The organism is Pseudomonas sp. NDM (assembly GCF_003105095.1).
Lineage (GTDB): Bacteria > Pseudomonadota > Gammaproteobacteria > Pseudomonadales > Pseudomonadaceae > Aquipseudomonas > Aquipseudomonas moraviensis_A.
Window position 1 is genome coordinate 1 of the sequence record NZ_QETJ01000099.1, and the last position, 18,135, is coordinate 18,135.

Here is an 18,135-nt window from a genome sequence, read left to right on the forward strand (position 1 = left end):
GCAACGAGGCTGCGATCTCTTGATCTTCAAAGCAAAATCAAAAGATCGCAGCCTCGTTGCACTCGTCAGCTCCTACAAGGGGTTCGGTGTTTCATGAGGTCGTGCGGCGCTTGAGGAGCAGGGTCAGGCCCAACCCGGTCACCGACAACAGCGCCGCGCTGAAGAAAATCCACGAATAGCCCAGATTCAATGCCACCGCGCCCATCAGTGGCCCGGCGATCGCCAGGGCCAGATCGAAAAACACCGCATAAGCTCCGAGTCCCGAACCACGACTGGAACTCGGCACCTGCTTGATCGCTTCAACGCCCAGCGCCGGGTAGACCAATGACAGCCCGAACCCCGCCAGCCCGGCGCCGATCAATGCGTAGGCAGTGGAGGGCGCCAGCCACAACATCACCAGCCCGACGGTTTCCACTGTCATGCAGACGATGGCCGAGGCGAACCCGCCAAACCGGGCGATCGCGGAGATGAATAACAGTCGCGACAAAATGAAACACACGCCGAACACCGTCAGGCAGTACGCCGCGCCAGTCCAGCCGCGGTTGAGGTAATAAAGGGTGATGAAGGTGGTCAGCGTGCCGTAGCCGATCGACGCGAGGGTCAGGCTGGTGCCGTACGGCGCAATCTTGCCGAACACGGCCCAGAACGACAGACGCTCACCACGAATCACCGGCACCGAAGGCTTGTTGCGGATCAACCACAACGCACCCGCGGCCAACGCCGACAGCGCGATACCCAGGCTGACAAAGCCATATTCAGCAACCATCACCACGCCCAGCGGCGCGCCAATGGCAATCGCGCCATAGGAAGCGATGCCGTTCCAGCCGATGGATTTGGCTGTGTGCTCGACACCGACCTGGCCCATGCACCAACTGATCGTGCCGACACCGATCAAGCCTTGAGCGATACCCAGCAGCAGGCGCCCGGCGATCAGGATCAACAGGCTGGTCAGCGGAAAACTCTGCAGCAAGGTCGACAGCAACGTCAGCGCGCCACTGAGGACAATCCCCCACAAGCCATAAATGATCGCCCGCTTGGTGCCGAGTGTGTCCGACATGCGCCCGGCCATCGGCCGGCTGAGCAGGGTGGCCAGGTACTGCGAGCCGATCACCAGGCCGGCAATGATCGCGCTGAAACCCAGTTGCTCGTGGACATAACCTGGCAGTACCGCGATCGGCAAGCCGATGCAGAGAAAGGCAATGAAGGTGTAGAAAACGATGGAGACGATCTGCAGGGTGATCGCCAGGGAGCTTTGCGGTGGCAGTGGCTGCGCAGACATGAGCACTCGTTCGCGGGCGGCGGTGGGAGAGTTGCCGACATCATGGCGCGGGGTTGGGATAAAAGAAAGCAGGCTAACGATCAAAACATCGCAGCCTTCGGCAGCTCCTGCAGGGATTGATGGCGCGGCTGATTACCTCATCGCGAGCAGGCTCACTCCTACAGGGGAATGCATTCCAAATGTAGGAGTGAGCCTGCTCGCGATGGAGTCAGCACCGGCGAAAATATTTTGATCACATAAAAAAAGCCCTGTCACATGGACAGGGCTTTTACTTGCAGCTTGCCGCTTGAAACTCGCAGCTGCCGTTAAAACACAACACCCTGGCTACGCAGGTAATCGTCATAGGTGCCGCTGAAGTCGGTCACGCCGTTCGGGCTCAGCTCGATGATGCGGGTGGCCAGGGACGATACGAACTCACGGTCGTGGCTGACGAAAATCAGCGTGCCCGGGTAGTTTTCCAGCGCCAGATTCAGCGCTTCGATCGATTCCATGTCCAGGTGGTTGGTCGGTTCGTCCATGATCAGCACGTTCGGCTTTTGCAGGATCAGCTTGCCGAACAGCATGCGACCCTGCTCACCACCGGAGATGACCTTGACCGATTTGAGAATCTCGTCGTTGGAGAACAGCATGCGGCCCAAAGTACCGCGAATCATCTGCTCGCCCTGAGTCCACTGCCCCATCCAGTCAAACAGCGTGACGTCGTCTTCGAAGTCGTGAGCGTGATCCTGAGCGTAGTAGCCCAGCTCAGCGGCGTCGGTCCATTTCACGCTACCGGCATCCGGGGTCAGTTCGTTGACCAGGGTGCGCAGCAGGGTGGTCTTGCCGATACCGTTCGGGCCGATGATCGCAACGCGCTCGCCGGCTTCAACCTGGAAGCTGAAGTCCTTGAACAGTGGCTTGCCATCGAAACCCTTGGCCATTTTCTCGACCATGACCGCCTGACGGTGCAGCTTCTTGTTCTGTTCGAAACGAATGAACGGGCTGACACGGCTGGAAGGCTTGACCTCGGCCAGCTGGATCTTGTCGATCGCCTTGGCGCGGGAAGTGGCCTGCTTGGCTTTCGAGGCGTTGGCCGAGAAGCGGCTGACGAACGATTGCAGTTCGGAAATCTGCGCTTTCTTCTTGGCGTTGTCCGACAGCAACTGCTCGCGGGACTGGGTCGCCACGGTCATGTACTCGTCGTAGTTGCCCGGGAACAGGCGCAGCTCGCCGTAATCCAGGTCAGCCATATGCGTGCACACGCTGTTCAGGAAGTGACGGTCGTGGGAGATGATGATCATCAGGCTGTTGCGCTGGGTCAGGATGTTTTCCAGCCAGCGAATAGTGTTGATGTCCAGGTGGTTGGTCGGTTCGTCGAGCAACAGCACTTCCGGATCGGAGAACAGCGCCTGCGCCAGCAATACGCGCAGTTTCCAGCCTGGGGAGACTTCGCTCATCGGGCCGAAATGCTGTTCCAGCGGAATACCCAGACCCAGCAACAGTTCGCCGGCGCGGGATTCGGCGGTGTAGCCGTCCATCTCGGCGAACTCGGTTTCCAGCTCGGCAACGGCCATGCCGTCTTCTTCGGACATTTCTGCGAGCGAGTAGATGCGATCGCGCTCGGCCTTGACCTTCCACAGCTCTTCGTGACCCATGATCACGGTGTCGATCACGGTGAATTCTTCGTAGGCGAACTGATCCTGGCGCAGCTTACCCAGACGCACGTTCGGCTCGAGCATGACCTGGCCACCGGACGGATCGAGATCGCCGCCGAGGATTTTCATGAAGGTCGACTTGCCGCAACCGTTGGCACCGATCAGGCCGTAGCGATTGCCTGCGCCGAATTTGACCGAAACGTTTTCGAACAGCGGCTTGGCGCCAAACTGCATCGTGATGTTAGCTGTGGAGATCAATTACCTTACCTATCAATGGGTTAGAGCTGGTCTGTGGTGCCTGGTACAAAATTGAGTACCAATCTGGAGCTTTTCCAGCTCCCCCCAGTCTGTGCTTGAGTTGAGCCAACGCGCATAAGCCGTCCGCAACTGGGGCCTGTGAAGGCAAGCTGCTGAGCGACGAGTACGGGGTTCTTGTTGGACATTGGCGCGCATTGTCGCATAACTCAGACGGCAGTTATATGGCAGGCAAACTGGCATCTGTGTCGGCTCGTCAGGCGGACGCGGAATATCCGCTGATCAAAATCTCGAAAACCCGAATGAACTCACTCGACCATTTTCACTTCGGAAAGTGGAGCAGCAGCTTTTTCGTTCAATCGAGTGAGGACCAAGCCATGCGAGCAATGACCTATCACGGCGCTCATGATGTGCGCGTCGAAACCGTACCGGACCCGAAACTTGAAGCCGCGGACGACATCATCCTGCGCGTCACCGCGACCGCCATCTGCGGGTCGGACCTGCACCTGTACCGAGGCAAAATACCCACCGTCGAACATGGCGATATCTTCGGCCATGAGTTCATGGGCATCGTCGAAGAAACCGGCTCCGCGGTCACAGCAGTGCAGCGCGGCGACCGTGTAGTGATTCCTTTCGTGATCGCCTGTGGCGATTGTTTTTTCTGCCAGCAAGAGCTCTATGCCGCTTGCGAGACGACCAATGAAGGCCCCGGCGCGGCGCTGAACAAGAAAATGATTCCGCCACCGGCCGCGCTGTTCGGCTACAGCCGTTTGTATGGCGGGATCCCCGGCGGCCAGGCGGAACTGGTGCGCGTACCGAAAGCCAACACCGGGCCGTTCAAGGTGCCGGGCACGCTGTCGGACGAAAAAGTGCTGTTCCTCTCCGACATCCTGCCGACTGCCTGGCAAGCGGTGATCAACGCCGGCGTCGGCCAGGGTTCGAGCCTGGCGATCTACGGTGCCGGGCCGGTCGGTTTGCTGACCGCAGCCTGCGCCAGAATGCTTGGTGCGGAACAGATCTTCATGGTCGATCACCACCAGTACCGCCTCGATTATGCCCAGCGCACCTACGGCGTGATTCCGATCAACTTCGATGAGGACGACGACCCGGCCGACACCATCATCAGCCAGACTGCGGGGCATCGCGGTGTCGATGCGGTGGTCGATGCCGTCGGCCTTGAGGCCAAAGGCAGCACCACCGAAACCGTGATGGCTACACTCAAGCTCGAAGGCAGCAGCGGCAAGGCCTTGCGCCAGTGCATTGCAGCCGTGCGGCGTGGCGGTGTGGTCAGCGTTCCGGGGGTATATGCCGGGTTCATCCACGGCTTCATGTTCGGCGACGCCTTCGACAAGGGCCTGACCTTCAAAATGGGCCAGACTCACGTACAGCGCTTTCTGCCGGAGCTGCTCGGCTACATCGAAACCGGCAAGTTGCAGCCCGAAGCGATCATCACCCACAGGCTGTCGCTGGAACAGGCGGCCGAGGGTTACAAGATCTTCAATAAAAAGCAGGAAGAATGCCGCAAGGTGATTCTGACCCCGGGTGGCAGCGATGTTCCTTTGGCGCAGCTGGATGAAACCACGCCGTTCGTACCGGCTACTTGAAACTGAGGAGTTTTCATGGCGCTACCGTCATCTTCGTTCGCAGCTCCCGTGCGAGCATGGTTCGTGAACCTGTCGCGCACGGGCTGGGGAGGGCGCATTTTCTGGCTGACCCTGGTCGGGGTAACCGTGCTGCTGCTGATCAGCGGCTACACCGGTCTGGTCAGCACAGGCCGCGACACCTTGCGCCTCGCGAGCCTTGGCGGGCTGTCGGGTTTCGCCGCTACGGCAGTCGGTGCATTGCTGGCCCTGGCGTTGCGCGCGATTACTTCGCGAACCCAAGACACCATGCTCGGTTTCGCGGCAGGGATGATGTTGGCTGCCAGTTCCTTTTCACTGATTTTGCCGGGGATCGCGGCGGCGAAGGAGGCGGTAAGCAGTCCCATGCTCGCCGCCGCCGTCGTGGTAGCCGGCATGGCGTTGGGCGTTGCATTGATGGTCGGCCTCGACCGCTTCGTCCCGCACGAACATGAAAAGAGCGGGCGGCGCGGCCCTGAGGCGAAGCGCTTCAATCGGGTCTGGTTGTTTGTTCTGGCGATCACCCTGCACAACTTGCCCGAAGGCATGGCGATCGGTGTCAGTTTCGCCACTGGCGACATGAAAATCGGCCTGCCGCTGACCACTGCCATCGCCATTCAGGATATTCCCGAAGGCCTGGCGGTGGCGTTGGCGCTGCGGGTCACCGGGATTTCGGCCGGACGCGCGGCGTTGATTGCCGCCGCTTCCGGATTGATGGAACCGTTGGGCGCGATTATCGGTTTGGGCATCACCAACAGTTTCGCCTTGGGCTTTCCGGTGGCGATGGGCCTGGCAGCGGGCGCGATGATCTTCGTGGTTTCCCATGAAGTGATCCCGGAAACTCACCGCAACGGCCATGAAACCCCTGCAACGCTCGGGCTGATGCTCGGCTTTGGCGTGATGATGTTTCTCGACACCGCCTTGGGGTAGAGAAGCCGCGCAAACCGCTGAGCGAATCGTCGCGCACAAAAAAGGAATTTTTTTCAGCGCCAATCACTCTTTCGTTTATAGGCAATGCCAATAACGCAGGGGAATGAGTCATGTCGCTGATCGAAATCCCGACCAGGAAGTCTTCGGGTAAAACATCCAGGCCGGCGGATACCGAGCGCCGGCTCTACGACCGATTGTTGGCAGAAGACTCCACGGCCGATCGCGCGGCGCTGGACTTTCTGCGTCGACAATTGAGCACGGCGGCTGCACTGCCTGACGACTTGCCGGGCAACGCTGAAGAGTTGCTGCAATGGTCGGAAACCCGTTGCGCCAAAGTGGCTGGCGAATACGCGGATTACCTCGAACAACGGCAGCAGGGCGCGCCACGCCGCTATTTCCGCAACAAATCCCACGCCTTGTACTTCATTCTGCATGTAGCACCGACCAAAGAGGTCGATGGCGCCTGGCTGGCCGGGCTGCTGCCGCAGTGGCAGGATCCGCGTTTCGACGATTTGCTCGACACCTATCTGGAAGAACTGGGCGAGGGCGTGCCACGGCAGAACCATGTGGTGATCTATCGCAAACTGCTCGCCGAACATGATTGCTCGGATCTGAGTGGCCTTGCCGACGAGTATTTCTTGCAGGGCGCGGTGCAACTGGCGCTGGGGCGCTTCGGCGCGCAGTTCCTGCCGGAAGTCATCGGCTTCAACCTCGGCTATGAACAACTGCCGCTGCACTTGTTGATCACTGCGTATGAGCTGGCAGAGCTGGGCATCGACCCGCATTATTTCCGCCTGCATGTGACCATCGACAACGCCAGCACCGGCCATGCGCGCAAGGCTGTGCAATCGATGCTCGAGCTGATGCCGCTGGGCGAAGAGCGCGACGAGTTCTACCGGCGCATGGCGATCGGTTATCGCCTCAACGATGTCGGCAAGGGCACCACCGCAGTTATCAAGGAATTTGATTTGCAGCATGAAGTCATTGCCATGCTCGAGCGCAAGGCGGTGTTCGGTCGGCACATGCACTCTGATTACTGCCGGATCGAAAACCGCACCATCAACCAGTGGCTGGCGACGCCGGGGCAAATGGGCGAATTCCTCGCGGCGCTGGAGCGCAAGAGCTGGATCAAACGTGGCGAGGCGGTGGAAGAAAGTCGCTTCTGGCGTTTGATCGACGGCAGCGATGCGGCGATGTTCGGTGTGTTCAACGGCTATGAAAAACAACTGATGCGCGACTGGATCACTGAGGATTGCCCGGCGTCCCGGCCTCGGCCTTACGTGCGCCGCGAAGCCGCCGTCGAAGAAACCTTTGACGACGATGCCGATCTGCTCAACCTCGAAGCCGCGCTGGCCGACAAGCCTTCCACCGAGCAAATGGAGATTTTGCTGCCGTGGCTGCAACCCCAGCGGCATTGGCGTCCAGCCGGACTTTTCGCGACGCGTCGCTTCATGCAACTGCGCGCCCGCTTGCGTTGAAACAAGGAGCTTTCATGTCGGCACAAGAAACATCGGACAGAGCGCTGTTCGAGTTGGGCAAGCGCCTGCTCGACAGCGGTTATCAGTTCATCACCCCAACGCCGTTGACCCACGAACGTTTTCTGCAGCGTTTCGCCACACCGCTGGCGAAGGATCTGCGCGACGTGTTCGGCTGGTCCATGCCGTTTCCTGCCGAGCTATTCAAGGCAGACGAACTGGCAAGCCTGGAGCAGTCAGGCGTAGTCGCACGCGATGGCGCCGTATGGCGCAGCCAGGTGCGCTGGTCGACGCTCAATGACCGGTTATTTGCCCACTCGGCGTTTCCGACGACGGCGAGCGATGCGGTCTTCTTCGGCCCGGACACGTATCGCTTCGCCCAGGCCATCGAAGCGCAATTGCAGCAACGGTTTTCGCCGATCAGGCGCGCAGTGGATATCGGCTGCGGCAGTGGCGCCGGGGCGGTGCTCATCGCCAAGGCGCGTCCGGATGCCCAAGTGGTGGCGGTCGACATCAACCCGCAGGCGCTGCGCCTGAGTGCGGTCAACGCCGAGCTGGCCGGGGCCAGCAACGTGTCGGTGTATCACAGCGATCTGCTCGCCAGCGTCGAAGGCCAGTTCGACTTGATCATCGCCAATCCGCCATATATGAACGATCAGCAACAGCGCGCCTATCGTCACGGCGGCGGGGCGCTGGGGGAGGGTTTGTCGGTGCGCATCGTGCGCGAGGCGTTGCCGCGTCTGGAAGTCGGCGGCACGTTGCTGGTCTATACCGGCGTGGCGATTGTTGCCGGTAAGGATCCGTTCCGCGAGGCGGTTGCGCCGCTGCTCAAGGGCGAGCGTTTCGGCTGGACTTATCGCGAGCTCGATCCGGATGTGTTCAGCGAGGAATTGCTCAAGCCTGAATATGAGCGCGCCGAGCGCATCGCCGTGGTCGCGCTGACGGTAACCCGCGAGCAGTGACCGACAGAGGGGCCACTGCTCGCGCGGTGGCCTTATCGATTTCTGATGCGTGAGAGTGTCAGCAGGCAAACCCCTACCAGCATCGCAGCCCCGGCTACCAGCAGCGGAGAAGGGCGAATTGGCTGCCGCGAAATTCGCTCGACACGCCCGGCGAGGGATGTGCGCACCGGCGCAGCAGCTTCTGCCAGATAGGGCGTTTCTTCGATTTCCAGGCGTAAGCCGTCCGGCATTACCAACGTCAGCCCCTCGATCGTGCCGGCAATCCTGTCCGGATACACCGGCTCACCGGTCGGGTCGAGCTGGTCGTAGAAGAACGTCTGTCCTTCAAGCCAGCCAACGGCGGTCTGCAATTCAGGTCCCAGGTAATACTTTCCATCGAGAAAAAAGCCAGAGAATTGCGGCGCGCGCTCGACGCTCTCAATGCGATAGCGCTGACCTGGTTTCATACCGGTTTCTGGGGCGATCATGGGGGTTCCTCCATTATTGGTAAGCGATAGAGGAGCGCGCGCGAAGCGTGGTTCCATCGAAATGAGCAACGGCCGTTTCGCCCGCTTTTGCAGTCGCGCCGGCATTACCCAAAAGTAGGGCAAGACAGTTTTTCACAGTTGAGGATTCACTATCGGTTACAAAGTGTGGCTAAAATGCCACCCTTTCACCGAGCGCCCGGAAACGGCGCGGGCCAAGGACGCGCCCTGTGCATCAAGACCGCTGCATAAGACGCTGGGCCCCAGGCCGCCACGCGCGCAGTTTGTTCACTTTTGACGTGTGACCCTTTTCCGTGAAACTCATCATTGCCGCTGTTTATGTCATCTCCATTGCTTACGTTCACCTGCGTGGACGCGTGCGCCACAAGCTGGGCCGTCAATTGAGTGACCACTCGACGTTTCTCGCGCCGATCAACTGCTTCCTGTACCTCTTTTCGAAAATGCCGAACAAGCCGTATCTGAACCCGGCGGATTTTCCCGATCTGAGCCCGTTGCAGGCCCATTGGCAAGAGATTCGCGAGGAAGGCCAGAACCTGCTGCGTGCAGGCGAGATCAAGCGCTCGAACCAGTATGACGATGTTGGCTTCAACTCCTTCTTCAAGACTGGCTGGAAGCGCTTTTATCTGAAGTGGTACGGCGACAGTCACCCATCGGCAATGAAGCTGTGCCCGCGCACCACCGAACTGGTGCAAAGCATCGGCTCGATCAAGGCGGCCATGTTTGCCGAGCTGCCGCCGGGCTCCAAGCTGGTGCGCCATCGCGATCCGTATGCGGGTTCCTATCGCTATCACCTGGGGCTGGATACGCCGAACGATCCTGGCTGCTACATCAACGTCGACGGTGAGAACTATCACTGGCGCGATGGTGAAGCGGTGATGTTCGACGAAACGTTTATCCATTACGCAGAAAACACCACGGATCAGAACCGTATCATTCTGTTCTGTGATATCGAGCGTCCGTTGAAATACCGCTGGGCCGCTGCGTTCAATCGCTGGTTCAGCCGCACGGTGATGTCGGCGGCGGGCGCGCCGAATGATGCGGGGGACAAGACCGGTGGCATCAACCGCTTGTTTACCAAAATCTACAAGATCCGCTTGCGCGGCAAAGAGCTGAAGAAGCGCAATCGCACGCGGTATTACCTGGAGAAGTGGGCGATTTTTGCGGCGTTGCTGGCGATCTTTATTCTGATCTGAAGATTAGCGGTGTCTTGACTGGCGCTATCGCGAGCAGGCTCACTCCTACACGGGAACGCAATCCAAACTGTAGGAGTGAGCCTGCTCGCGATTGGCCCTGACATTCAAATCACTTCTTCCTGATTCACCGATTATTCCCCAGACGCCTTCCGAGTCTTCTTCGCCGGCGCCGCCTTGCTGGTTGATTTGGCCTTCGGCTTGGCCGGGGCCTTGCCACCAAGACTGCGTTTAAGCAGCTCGGTCAGGTCGATAACATCGGCCGTCTTGCGCTCTTCTTCGCCAGTGGCGGTCTCGACATCCTCGATCTTGCCTTCGTGGGCTTTCTTCTCGACCAGCGCCATGATCTTGTCTTCGAACTCGTCCTTGTAATCCTCCGGTGTCCACTCCGCGGTCATGTCTTCAACCAGACGTTTGGCCATGTCCAGCTCACCCTTGGCCAGTTGCGGTTTGGTCACTTCGCTGCCCAGGGCCAGCTCATCGAGGCCGCGTACTTCCTGCGGCCAGCGCAGCTTGACCAGAACCAGCGCCGACTCCAGCGGCATCAGCGCCGCCAGGTATTGGCGGGTGTGCAGGACGACGCGGGCGAGGGCGACCTTGTTGGTTTTGCTCAGGGTTTCGCGCAGCAACGCGTACACCTTGCCGCCGCGTTTGTCCGGCGCCAGGTAGTAGGGCGTGTCGATGTTCTGCAGCGGAATCTGCTCGGCGTCGACGAACGAGAAGATGTCGATGGTCTGCGTCGAAACGGGGTGCGCGGAACGGATCTCTTCCTCGCTGAGCACCACGTACCGGCCCTTTTCGTAAGCCACGCCTTTGACGATGTTTTCCTTGGTGACTTCCTTGCCGGTGACCTTGTTGATGCGTTTATAGCCCACCGGGTCCATGCTGCGGCTGTCGAGCCAGTCGAAGTCCACGCCTTGGGACGACGTCGCTGAAACCAGCGCCACGGGGATGTGTACCAGTCCAAAACTGATTGCGCCTTTCCAGATTGCCCGAGCCATGACCTGTCCTCCGAGTGATGATCAGGTGACCCGTGGCGCGGCGAGAAAGTTTCCAGTGATTGCGCGGGCTGCCAGGGTTACGGTCAAGCCGTGTTACATGTTGTTTAAGGCGCAAGGGTTAACAAATCCGAACCCACGGCGTAGCGTGGGCTCCAAGGCTCTAGTCCACGCACATCGAGAGGCATTTCTCATGAACCGGTTTCTGATTGGCATCGCCGTCCTGGGCCTCAGTGGCGGTCTGGTTCATGCCGACGTCGTGCTGGCGCAAAGCCCCACCGGCAATAGCAACAATCCCTACAACAGCCCGATCCGCCGGGCCAATCCCAACAGCATGCAGGGCACCCAGCCCAGCGCTCCACCCCTTCGCGGGCCGAACACCGTTCCGGTACCGCGTCAGCCGACCGTGGAAAATCGCGGCATCGGCAACGGCCAGCCGATTCGCTCGGTACCGAGCAATCCGCCGACCTTCATTCCCAACCCGCCCTCACGGGGCACCGGCAGCAACCGTTGACCGGCAGGACTGAGGTTCTGTCAGCCCTTCACACGAACATAAGGAATCGTGCATGTTGCGTAAAACCCTTCTAGCCACCTGCTGCGCCGCCGCGCTGATCAGTGCCCCGGCGTTCGCCGCCGCGCCCAAAGAGCTGAAAAGCGAACAGGGCATCCTTGAAGTCAGCACCATTGCCCAGGGCCTGGAACATCCGTGGGCGCTGGCGTTCCTGCCTGATCAGAAAGGCATGCTGGTCACCGAACGGCCGGGCCGTCTGCGCGTCGTGAGCAAGGACGGCAAATTGTCGGAGCCGATCAGCGGCGTGCCACAAGTCTGGGCCAAAGGGCAGGGCGGTCTGCTCGATGTGGTGCTGTCGCCGGACTTCAAGCAGGACCGCATGGTCTACCTGTCCTACGCAGAGGGCGGTGGCGAGGGCGGCAAGGCCGGCACCGCGGTAGGGCGCGGACGACTTTCCGATGACCTGAAGACCTTGAAGGACTTCAACGTGATCTTTCGTCAGGAACCGAAATTGTCGGTGAGCAACCATTTCGGTTCGCGCCTGGTGTTCGATCGCGACGGGTATCTGTTTATCACTCTGGGTGAAAACAATGATCGCCCGACCGCGCAGGATCTCGACAAGCTGCAGGGCAAGGTCGTACGCATCTTCCCCGACGGCAAGGTGCCGGACGATAACCCGTTCGTTGGCCAATCCGGGGTTCGGCCGGAAATCTGGTCGTACGGGCTGCGCAACCCTCAGGGCGCGGCGCTCAATCCGTGGACCGGTACGTTGTGGGAGAACGAGCACGGGCCCCGTGGCGGCGATGAAGTGAACATCATCGAGCGCGGTAAAAACTACGGCTGGCCGTTGGCGACCCACGGTATCAATTACTCGATGCAGCCGATTCCCGAGGCGAAGGGTAAAACTGCAGAAGGAACAGTCGCGCCGCATCACGTCTGGGAGAAGTCGCCCGGTGTTACGGGCATGGCGTTTTACGATGCCGATCGCTTCAAGCCTTGGCAGCACAACGCGTTTATTGGCGCACTGGTGTCCCAGGAACTGATTCGCCTGCAGTTCGATGGCGACAAGGTCGTGCATGAGGAGCGTCTGCTGGGTGAGTTGAATCAGCGCATCCGTGATGTGCGCCAGGGACCGGATGGCTATTTGTATGTGCTGACAGATGACGAGAATGGCTCGTTGTACAGGCTGGGGTTGAAACCCTCGATCTGAGGCGTACCTGTGTAGGAGCTGCCGAAGGCTGCGATCTTTTGATCTTGATCGTTCCCACGCTCTGCGTGGGAATGCAGCCCGGGACGCTCTGCGTCCCAAAAGATCGCAGCCTTCGGCAGCTCCTACAGAATCAGTGCGCCAGGCAGTCCCGCCTTTGGCCGAACCGCCACCCCATTGCCTTGTTATAGTTCGGGCCTTATTTTCCAGCCCGGTAAAGGATCACTGCCATGACTCAATACTCCGCCTTCAGCGTCGAACTGGCCGATAACATCGCCCATGTGCAGATCAATCGTCCGGAAAAGATCAACGCGATGAACGCGGCGTTCTGGAGCGAGATCGTCGAGATCTTCCAATGGATCGACGACACCGACGAAGTGCGTGTGGTGGTGCTGAGTGGCAACGGCAAACATTTTTCTTCCGGCATCGACCTGATGATGCTGGCTGGCGTGGCCAATGAACTGGGCAAGGACGTGGGCCGCAATGCACGCCTGCTGCGGCGCAAGATCCTCAACCTGCAGGCTTCGTTCAACGCCGTCGACAATTGCCGCAAACCGGTGCTGGCCGCCATTCAGGGCTACTGCCTGGGTGGGGCGATCGATCTGATTGCCGCTTGCGATATGCGTTACGCGGCTGAGGACGCGCAGTTCTCGATCAAGGAAATCGATATCGGCATGGCCGCTGACGTCGGCACGTTGCAACGGTTGCCGCGAATCATCGGAGACGGCATGCTGCGCGAACTGGCTTACACCGGTCGCACCTTTGGCGCCGAGGAAGCGCGCAGCATGGGCCTGGTCAATCGCGTCTACAGCGACAAGGACACGTTGCTCGAAGGCGTGTTCGAGATTGCCCGCGACATCGCTGCCAAGTCGCCGATTGCCGTGACCGGCACCAAGGAAATGATCAGCTACATGCGCGACCATCGCATTGACGACGGTCTCGAATACGTTGCCACCTGGAACGCCGCCATGTTGCAATCCACCGATCTGCGCGTGGCGATGGCCGCCCACATGAGCAAACAGAAACCCGAATTTCTGGATTGAGTTAACCATGATTTCTCGCTGGACCACTGCAGTACTCGACACCGATCAACCCGGCGGCTGGGCCGTGGCGCGCAGCCCGGAAGGCTTTCTGTTCGATGACAACGGCGCGCTGTTCCCGCGCGAATGGCTCAAGCGCCAGGACCTTGCGGTCCTTGCCGAGCACGGCATTGGTCATCTCGACGGCGAACCGGTGTATCTGCTGGAGTTGCGCAGTGTCAGCGATGTACCGGGTTGCGGCTGGAAAGGCCTGCGAGCGTTCATGCTCGAGGGCGATCACACGCTGTACAAAGTCCTCGGTTATGCCGCGCAGATCGGCACTTGGGCGCGCGAGCATCGCTTCTGCGGCAACTGCGGCCAGCCGATGACGCAGGTGCCGCGCGAGCGGGCGATGTATTGCCAGCCGTGCGATCTGCGCAGCTATCCGCGCATTTCACCGAGCATGATCGTGCTGATCACCCGTGGCGACGAAATCCTCTTGGCGCGCTCGCCGCGCTTCGTCACGGGGGTTTACAGCACCTTGGCCGGTTTCGCCGAGCCGGGGGAGTCGGCTGAGGATTGTCTGATTCGTGAAGTGCGCGAAGAAGTGCAGATCGAAGTGAAGAACATCCAGTACATCGGCAGCCAGTGCTGGCCGTTCCCGCATTCGATGATGCTCGGCTTCCATGCCGAATACGCCGGTGGCGAGATCGTCTGTCAGGAAGACGAGATCGAAGACGCCCAGTGGTTCAACGTCCATGAACTGCCGCCGTTGCCGGCGTCACGTTCGATAGCCCGTTACTTGATCGATGTCTACGTGGCGCGGCGCTTAGGCCACGCTGAACCAGTGCTGCCAGGCTAGGCGCACGGTCAGGCCAAGCACCACGGTGATGAATACCGGACGAATGAATTTGGCGCCGCCGCTGATTGCCGTGCGTGCGCCAAAAAAGGCCCCGACCATCACCGACAGGCCCATGCACAAGCCGATGATCCAGTCGACCTGACCGGAGAAAATGAACACCGACAGCGCCGCGATGTTGCTGACAAAGTTCATGCTCCGCGCTACGCCGCTGGCCTTGACCAGATCGATCGGGTACAGCAGCAGACTGCTCACTGTCCAGAACGCGCCCGTGCCGGGACCGGCCACGCCATCGTAGAAGCCGAGGCTGAAGCCCTGGGTCGACTGCCATTTCTTTTTGATTGGTGCGTCGCTGTCCAGCGGCGCTTTCGGCGTGCCACCAAACAACAGATACACACCACAAGCGAAGACGATCACCGGCAGCATTTTGTTCAGCCATTCGGCCGGCAGGTAATGCGCAACCACCGCACCCGTGAGCGCGCCGACCAGAGTGCCGACTATTGCGTGGGTCCACTGTCGCGGATGAAACAGTTTGCGTCTGTAGAAGGTGAAGCTGGCAGTTGCCGAGCCGAAGGTCGAACTCAGCTTGTTGGTGCCCAGCACCAGATGCGGCGGCAGGCCCGCCGTCAGCAGCGCCGGCGTGGTCAACAGACCGCCACCACCCGCGATGGCATCGAGGAAACCGGCAAGGAAGGCAACGGCAGCCAGAATGGCCAAAGTGGTGAGGTCAACGCTGAGTTCGAAAGGCATGGAGTCGGCTTATTCGGCAAGGCGCAGAACGTGAGCTGCGGGGAGGGCAGTCATGTTACCTGTATCCAACTGTTGCGACGAGCCGCAGGGCCTATTCGCGAGCAGGCTCGCTCCAACAGATGCGGTGCCGTACTCAAAATCAATATTCACCGCAAAACCATTGTAGGAGTGAGCCTGCTCGCGATGGCGGTTTGTCAGACGTGAAGACGTCACAGACATACCGCTATCGCGAGCAGGCTCACTCCTACATTGAATCGGGGTAGGCTTTAGAGGCCGAGTTCACTCAGGCCCGGATGGTCATCCGGCCGGCGGCCCAGCGGCCAGTGGAATTTGCGTTCGCTTTCCTTGATCGGCATGTCATTGATGCAGGCGTAGCGCTGGAACATCAGGCCGTTGTCATCGAACTCCCAGTTTTCGTTGCCGTACGAACGGAACCAGTTGCCGGAATCATCGTGCCATTCATAGGCATAACGCACGGCGATACGGGTATCGGAGTAGGCCCAGAGTTCTTTGATCAAGCGATAATCCAGCTCCTTCGCCCACTTGCGGGTGAGGAATGCCTTGGCCTCCTCGCGGTTGTTGGCGAACTCGGCGCGATTGCGCCATTTGGTATCGAGGGTGTAGGCGAGCGAAACCTTTTCCGGATCGCGGGTGTTCCAGCCATCTTCGGCAAGGCGCACTTTTTCGATGGCTGAAGCGTGGTTGAACGGGGGCAATGGCGGACGTACCTGGGCTGCAGTCGACATGTTCAATCTCCTGATTCATTTAATGTATGAACAACAAGTCCGGCTTGTTAAGCGTTACAGGCCCAATAACTTTCGCGCCATGCATTGCGCATTATCGGCGGCACTGTGATCACCCATCACAAGCGCTACGGTAATGGCGCCTTCAATCAGAACCAGCAACTGTCTGGCCAGCAGTTGCGGATCCTCGGCGCCATATTCGGTACACAGCTCGCACACGTAGTCGAGCAGCTTTTGTTTGTGTTCTTTGGCCACCAGCCGCACCGGATCCTGGGGATCGCCGGTTTCGCCGCTGGTGTTGATAAAGGCACAGCCGCGAAAGCCATCCGAGTCGAACCAGCCCTTGAGCACGGTAAACAGGTTGAGCAGGCGATCGGCCGGGGTTGCAGCTTGGTCGACAGCGTTTCTGAACCAGCTCATCCAGCGTATGTCGCGTCGCTGAAGGGCCGCGACTACCAGCGCGTCCTTGTCGGCAAAGTAACGGTAGATGCTTTTTCTGGAGACGCCGGCGGTTTTCACCAGGAGATCCATGCTGGTGGCAGCGATGCCACTTTTGTAGATCAACTTTTCGGTGACATCCAGAATGATGTCGCGTGTGTCGCTGCTGATTGATTCGTTCATGTGGCGAACAGTAGAACGGTTGTTCTCCTTGGTCAAGCGGATATGTGTTGCGTCTGTGAAATCGCTTTCGCGGGCAGGCTCGCTCCCACAGGGGAACGCATTTCAACCGACACTGAGAAGACCCGGCGCAGACGATGGTGTAAGCTCTCAAACTCTTCGGAATCGAACCTTGCGAGCCTTATGCCGTTGCTTTTCAAACGTTCTCTGCTGCCCAAACTGCGCAGCTTCGCGCTGACCGCCGAGGCGGTGAGCATTCTGTCCAGTGCTGCCGAATTCCGACGCTGCCTGCTCGAGCAAATCGCCGCAGCGACCCAGCGCATCTACATCGTCGCGCTGTATTTGCAGCAGGACGAAGCCGGCCAGGAAATCCTCGATGCCCTGCACGCTGCCAAACTCAAGCGTCCCGAGCTGGAAATTGCCGTCGTGGTTGACTGGTTGCGCGCCCAGCGCGGTCTGATCGGCGCGGGCAAGCAGCCTGGCAACGCCGCCTGGTATCAGGACATGACCCGCACGCATCAGAGCGAAGTGCCGATCTACGGCGTGCCGGTGCAGACCCGCGAGCTGTTCGGCGTGCTGCACCTCAAAGGCTTCGTCATCGATGACAACGTGGTCTACAGCGGCGCCAGCCTGAACAATGTCTACCTGCACAAACTCGACAAGTACCGCTTCGACCGTTACCACGTGCTGCACAGTCGCGAGCTCGCGGATTCGATGCAACATCTGGTCAAGCATGGCCTGATCGAATCGAAAGCCGTGCATCGCCTCGACCTGCCGAACCTGCCGAGCACGCGCAGCCTGCGCAACGACATCGGCGACCTGCGCAGTCGCCTCAAGTACGCGACCTACGACACCGGCGCCGGCAGCACCAGCAGAGAAGGGCTGTCGGTCACCCCACTGCTCGGCGTCGGCAAGAACAATCCGCTGAACCGGGCGATCCTCGAGCTGATCGCCAGCGCACAAAAGCAGCTGACCATCTGCACGCCGTACTTCAACCTGCCGCTGGGTGTGATCCGCGAGATCAACCGTGCACTGGCCCGCGGCGTGAAGATCGATATCGTGGTCGGCGACAAGACCGCCAATGACTTCTACATTCCGCCAAGCGAGCCGTTCAAGGTGATCGCCGCGCTGCCGTATCTGTACGAGATCAGCCTGCGCCGCTTCGCCAAACGCCATCAGCACAGCATCGACAGCGGCCAGCTGAACCTGCATTTGTGGCGCGATGGTGACAACACTTATCACCTCAAGGGCATGTGGATCGATCAGCGCTACACCTTGCTGACCGGCAACAACCTCAATCCGCGGGCGTTCCGTCTGGATCTGGAAAACGCGCTGCTGATCGATGATCCGCAAGGCGAATGGCTGGAGCCCCGGGCGAAAGAGCTGGAGAACATCTTCCGCCATACCACGCGGATCGACAGCTTCCAGACCCTGGAGACACTGCCGGATTACCCGGCGGGGGTGGCGAAGTTTCTCAAGCGGGTGAGTCGGGTGAGGATTGAGCGGTTGCTCTATCGGATTCTCTAGGGTTTGGTATTTGTAGTGTGGCGAAAACCGCTATCGCGAGCAGGCTCACTCCTACAGGGGAACGCATTCCAATT

17 protein-coding genes are annotated in these 18,135 nt (G+C 59.7%); 10 read left to right on the forward strand and 7 right to left on the reverse strand.

Annotation, left to right across the window (positions count from 1 at the left end; all coding sequences use genetic code 11):
* Positions 1 to 91 precede the first annotated feature (91 nt).
* Both DCO47_RS18355 and DCO47_RS18360 read right to left on the reverse strand, forming a co-directional pair.
* Positions 92 to 1,279 (reverse strand): MFS transporter, encoded by a 1,188-nt coding sequence (locus DCO47_RS18355; protein ID WP_083352763.1) that lies wholly within the window; start codon positions 1,277 to 1,279, stop codon positions 92 to 94.
* A 305-nt stretch (positions 1,280 to 1,584) separates the two neighbouring features.
* Positions 1,585 to 3,171 (reverse strand): ABC-F family ATPase, encoded by a 1,587-nt coding sequence (locus tag DCO47_RS18360; RefSeq protein WP_016774693.1) that lies wholly within the window; start codon positions 3,169 to 3,171, stop codon positions 1,585 to 1,587.
* Positions 3,172 to 3,545: 374 nt separating this feature from the next.
* Between DCO47_RS18360 and DCO47_RS18365 the strand changes: the two genes are divergently transcribed.
* The 4 genes from DCO47_RS18365 (at position 3,546) to DCO47_RS18380 (ending at position 8,154) form a co-directional block, all read left to right on the forward strand.
* Positions 3,546 to 4,772 carry a zinc-dependent alcohol dehydrogenase gene (locus tag DCO47_RS18365; RefSeq protein ID WP_116658636.1) on the forward strand — a complete coding sequence of 409 codons (1,227 nt, stop codon included), beginning with the start codon at positions 3,546 to 3,548 and terminating at the stop codon, positions 4,770 to 4,772.
* A 15-nt stretch (positions 4,773 to 4,787) separates the two neighbouring features.
* Positions 4,788 to 5,717, forward strand: coding sequence for a ZIP family metal transporter (locus tag DCO47_RS18370; protein ID WP_042609922.1), 930 nt, complete (start codon positions 4,788 to 4,790; stop codon positions 5,715 to 5,717).
* 110 nt (positions 5,718 to 5,827) lie between these two features.
* On the forward strand, positions 5,828 to 7,195 hold the full coding sequence (locus tag DCO47_RS18375) for an iron-containing redox enzyme family protein (protein ID WP_052512496.1): 1,368 nt from the start codon (positions 5,828 to 5,830) through the stop codon (positions 7,193 to 7,195).
* A gap of 14 nt (positions 7,196 to 7,209) precedes the next feature.
* The gene (locus DCO47_RS18380; protein WP_116658630.1) at positions 7,210 to 8,154 is read left to right on the forward strand and encodes a class I SAM-dependent methyltransferase; all 945 of its coding nucleotides are present in this window, start codon (positions 7,210 to 7,212) and stop codon (positions 8,152 to 8,154) included.
* Positions 8,155 to 8,186: 32 nt separating this feature from the next.
* Here the strand turns inward: DCO47_RS18380 and DCO47_RS18385 are convergent, their stop codons facing one another.
* Positions 8,187 to 8,621 carry a short chain dehydrogenase gene (locus tag DCO47_RS18385; protein WP_116658631.1) on the reverse strand — a complete coding sequence of 145 codons (435 nt, stop codon included), beginning with the start codon at positions 8,619 to 8,621 and terminating at the stop codon, positions 8,187 to 8,189.
* Positions 8,622 to 8,932: 311 nt separating this feature from the next.
* Between DCO47_RS18385 and lpxO the strand changes: the two genes are divergently transcribed.
* Positions 8,933 to 9,832 (forward strand): lipid A hydroxylase LpxO, encoded by a 900-nt coding sequence (lpxO, locus tag DCO47_RS18390; RefSeq protein ID WP_065617311.1) that lies wholly within the window; start codon positions 8,933 to 8,935, stop codon positions 9,830 to 9,832.
* 131 nt (positions 9,833 to 9,963) lie between these two features.
* Here the strand turns inward: lpxO and DCO47_RS18395 are convergent, their stop codons facing one another.
* Positions 9,964 to 10,830 (reverse strand): Ku protein, encoded by an 867-nt coding sequence (locus DCO47_RS18395; RefSeq protein ID WP_064362283.1) that lies wholly within the window; start codon positions 10,828 to 10,830, stop codon positions 9,964 to 9,966.
* A gap of 190 nt (positions 10,831 to 11,020) precedes the next feature.
* Here DCO47_RS18395 and DCO47_RS18400 point away from each other — a divergent pair, with 190 nt between their 5' ends.
* The 4 genes from DCO47_RS18400 to nudC all read left to right on the forward strand — a co-directional run bounded on the left by DCO47_RS18400 (position 11,021) and on the right by nudC (position 14,426).
* Positions 11,021 to 11,341: a hypothetical protein gene (locus DCO47_RS18400; protein ID WP_116658632.1), complete on the forward strand. Its 321-nt coding sequence runs from the start codon at positions 11,021 to 11,023 to the stop codon at positions 11,339 to 11,341.
* Between the two features lie 52 nt (positions 11,342 to 11,393).
* Positions 11,394 to 12,548, forward strand: coding sequence for a PQQ-dependent sugar dehydrogenase (locus DCO47_RS18405; RefSeq protein ID WP_042609928.1), 1,155 nt, complete (start codon positions 11,394 to 11,396; stop codon positions 12,546 to 12,548).
* Between the two features lie 227 nt (positions 12,549 to 12,775).
* Positions 12,776 to 13,588, forward strand: a complete 813-nt coding sequence (locus DCO47_RS18410) for a crotonase/enoyl-CoA hydratase family protein (protein WP_083352769.1) — start codon at positions 12,776 to 12,778, stop codon at positions 13,586 to 13,588.
* Positions 13,589 to 13,595: 7 nt separating this feature from the next.
* Positions 13,596 to 14,426: an NAD(+) diphosphatase gene (gene nudC, locus DCO47_RS18415; protein ID WP_064362285.1), complete on the forward strand. Its 831-nt coding sequence runs from the start codon at positions 13,596 to 13,598 to the stop codon at positions 14,424 to 14,426.
* On the opposite strand, the gene DCO47_RS18420 is transcribed toward nudC, so the two are convergent.
* The 3 genes from DCO47_RS18420 to DCO47_RS18430 form a co-directional block, all read right to left on the reverse strand.
* A complete protein-coding gene (locus tag DCO47_RS18420) occupies positions 14,394 to 15,173 on the reverse strand; it encodes a TSUP family transporter (protein WP_116658633.1) in 780 nt (259 codons plus the stop codon). The genes nudC and DCO47_RS18420 overlap by 33 nt on opposite strands.
* 266 nt (positions 15,174 to 15,439) lie before the next feature.
* Positions 15,440 to 15,919 carry a nuclear transport factor 2 family protein gene (locus DCO47_RS18425; RefSeq protein WP_041480390.1) on the reverse strand — a complete coding sequence of 160 codons (480 nt, stop codon included), beginning with the start codon at positions 15,917 to 15,919 and terminating at the stop codon, positions 15,440 to 15,442.
* A 54-nt stretch (positions 15,920 to 15,973) separates the two neighbouring features.
* The gene (locus tag DCO47_RS18430) at positions 15,974 to 16,537 is read right to left on the reverse strand and encodes a TetR/AcrR family transcriptional regulator (RefSeq protein WP_116658634.1); all 564 of its coding nucleotides are present in this window, start codon (positions 16,535 to 16,537) and stop codon (positions 15,974 to 15,976) included.
* A gap of 180 nt (positions 16,538 to 16,717) precedes the next feature.
* On the opposite strand from DCO47_RS18430, the gene pssA reads away from it, so the two are divergent.
* Positions 16,718 to 18,061 (forward strand): CDP-diacylglycerol--serine O-phosphatidyltransferase, encoded by a 1,344-nt coding sequence (gene pssA, locus DCO47_RS18435; RefSeq protein ID WP_116658635.1) that lies wholly within the window; start codon positions 16,718 to 16,720, stop codon positions 18,059 to 18,061.
* The last annotated feature ends 74 nt before the right edge of the window (positions 18,062 to 18,135 follow it).

Bases quoted from the DNA above. Each gene is read 5' to 3' on its own strand.
- DCO47_RS18355 (WP_083352763.1), bottom strand. From the start codon at position 1,279: ATGTCTGCGCAGCCACTGCCACCGCAAAGCTCCCTGGCGATCACCCTG.
- DCO47_RS18365 (WP_116658636.1), top strand. From the start codon at position 3,546: ATGCGAGCAATGACCTATCACGGCGCTCATGATGTGCGCGTCGAAACC.
- DCO47_RS18370 (WP_042609922.1), top strand. From the start codon at position 4,788: ATGGCGCTACCGTCATCTTCGTTCGCAGCTCCCGTGCGAGCATGGTTC.
- DCO47_RS18375 (WP_052512496.1), top strand. From the start codon at position 5,828: ATGTCGCTGATCGAAATCCCGACCAGGAAGTCTTCGGGTAAAACATCC.
- DCO47_RS18380 (WP_116658630.1), top strand. From the start codon at position 7,210: ATGTCGGCACAAGAAACATCGGACAGAGCGCTGTTCGAGTTGGGCAAG.
- DCO47_RS18385 (WP_116658631.1), bottom strand. From the start codon at position 8,621: ATGATCGCCCCAGAAACCGGTATGAAACCAGGTCAGCGCTATCGCATT.
- DCO47_RS18395 (WP_064362283.1), bottom strand. From the start codon at position 10,830: ATGGCTCGGGCAATCTGGAAAGGCGCAATCAGTTTTGGACTGGTACAC.
- DCO47_RS18400 (WP_116658632.1), top strand. From the start codon at position 11,021: ATGAACCGGTTTCTGATTGGCATCGCCGTCCTGGGCCTCAGTGGCGGT.
- DCO47_RS18405 (WP_042609928.1), top strand. From the start codon at position 11,394: ATGTTGCGTAAAACCCTTCTAGCCACCTGCTGCGCCGCCGCGCTGATC.
- DCO47_RS18410 (WP_083352769.1), top strand. From the start codon at position 12,776: ATGACTCAATACTCCGCCTTCAGCGTCGAACTGGCCGATAACATCGCC.
- nudC (WP_064362285.1), top strand. From the start codon at position 13,596: ATGATTTCTCGCTGGACCACTGCAGTACTCGACACCGATCAACCCGGC.
- DCO47_RS18420 (WP_116658633.1), bottom strand. From the start codon at position 15,173: ATGCCTTTCGAACTCAGCGTTGACCTCACCACTTTGGCCATTCTGGCT.
- DCO47_RS18425 (WP_041480390.1), bottom strand. From the start codon at position 15,919: ATGTCGACTGCAGCCCAGGTACGTCCGCCATTGCCCCCGTTCAACCAC.
- DCO47_RS18430 (WP_116658634.1), bottom strand. From the start codon at position 16,537: ATGAACGAATCAATCAGCAGCGACACACGCGACATCATTCTGGATGTC.
- pssA (WP_116658635.1), top strand. From the start codon at position 16,718: ATGCCGTTGCTTTTCAAACGTTCTCTGCTGCCCAAACTGCGCAGCTTC.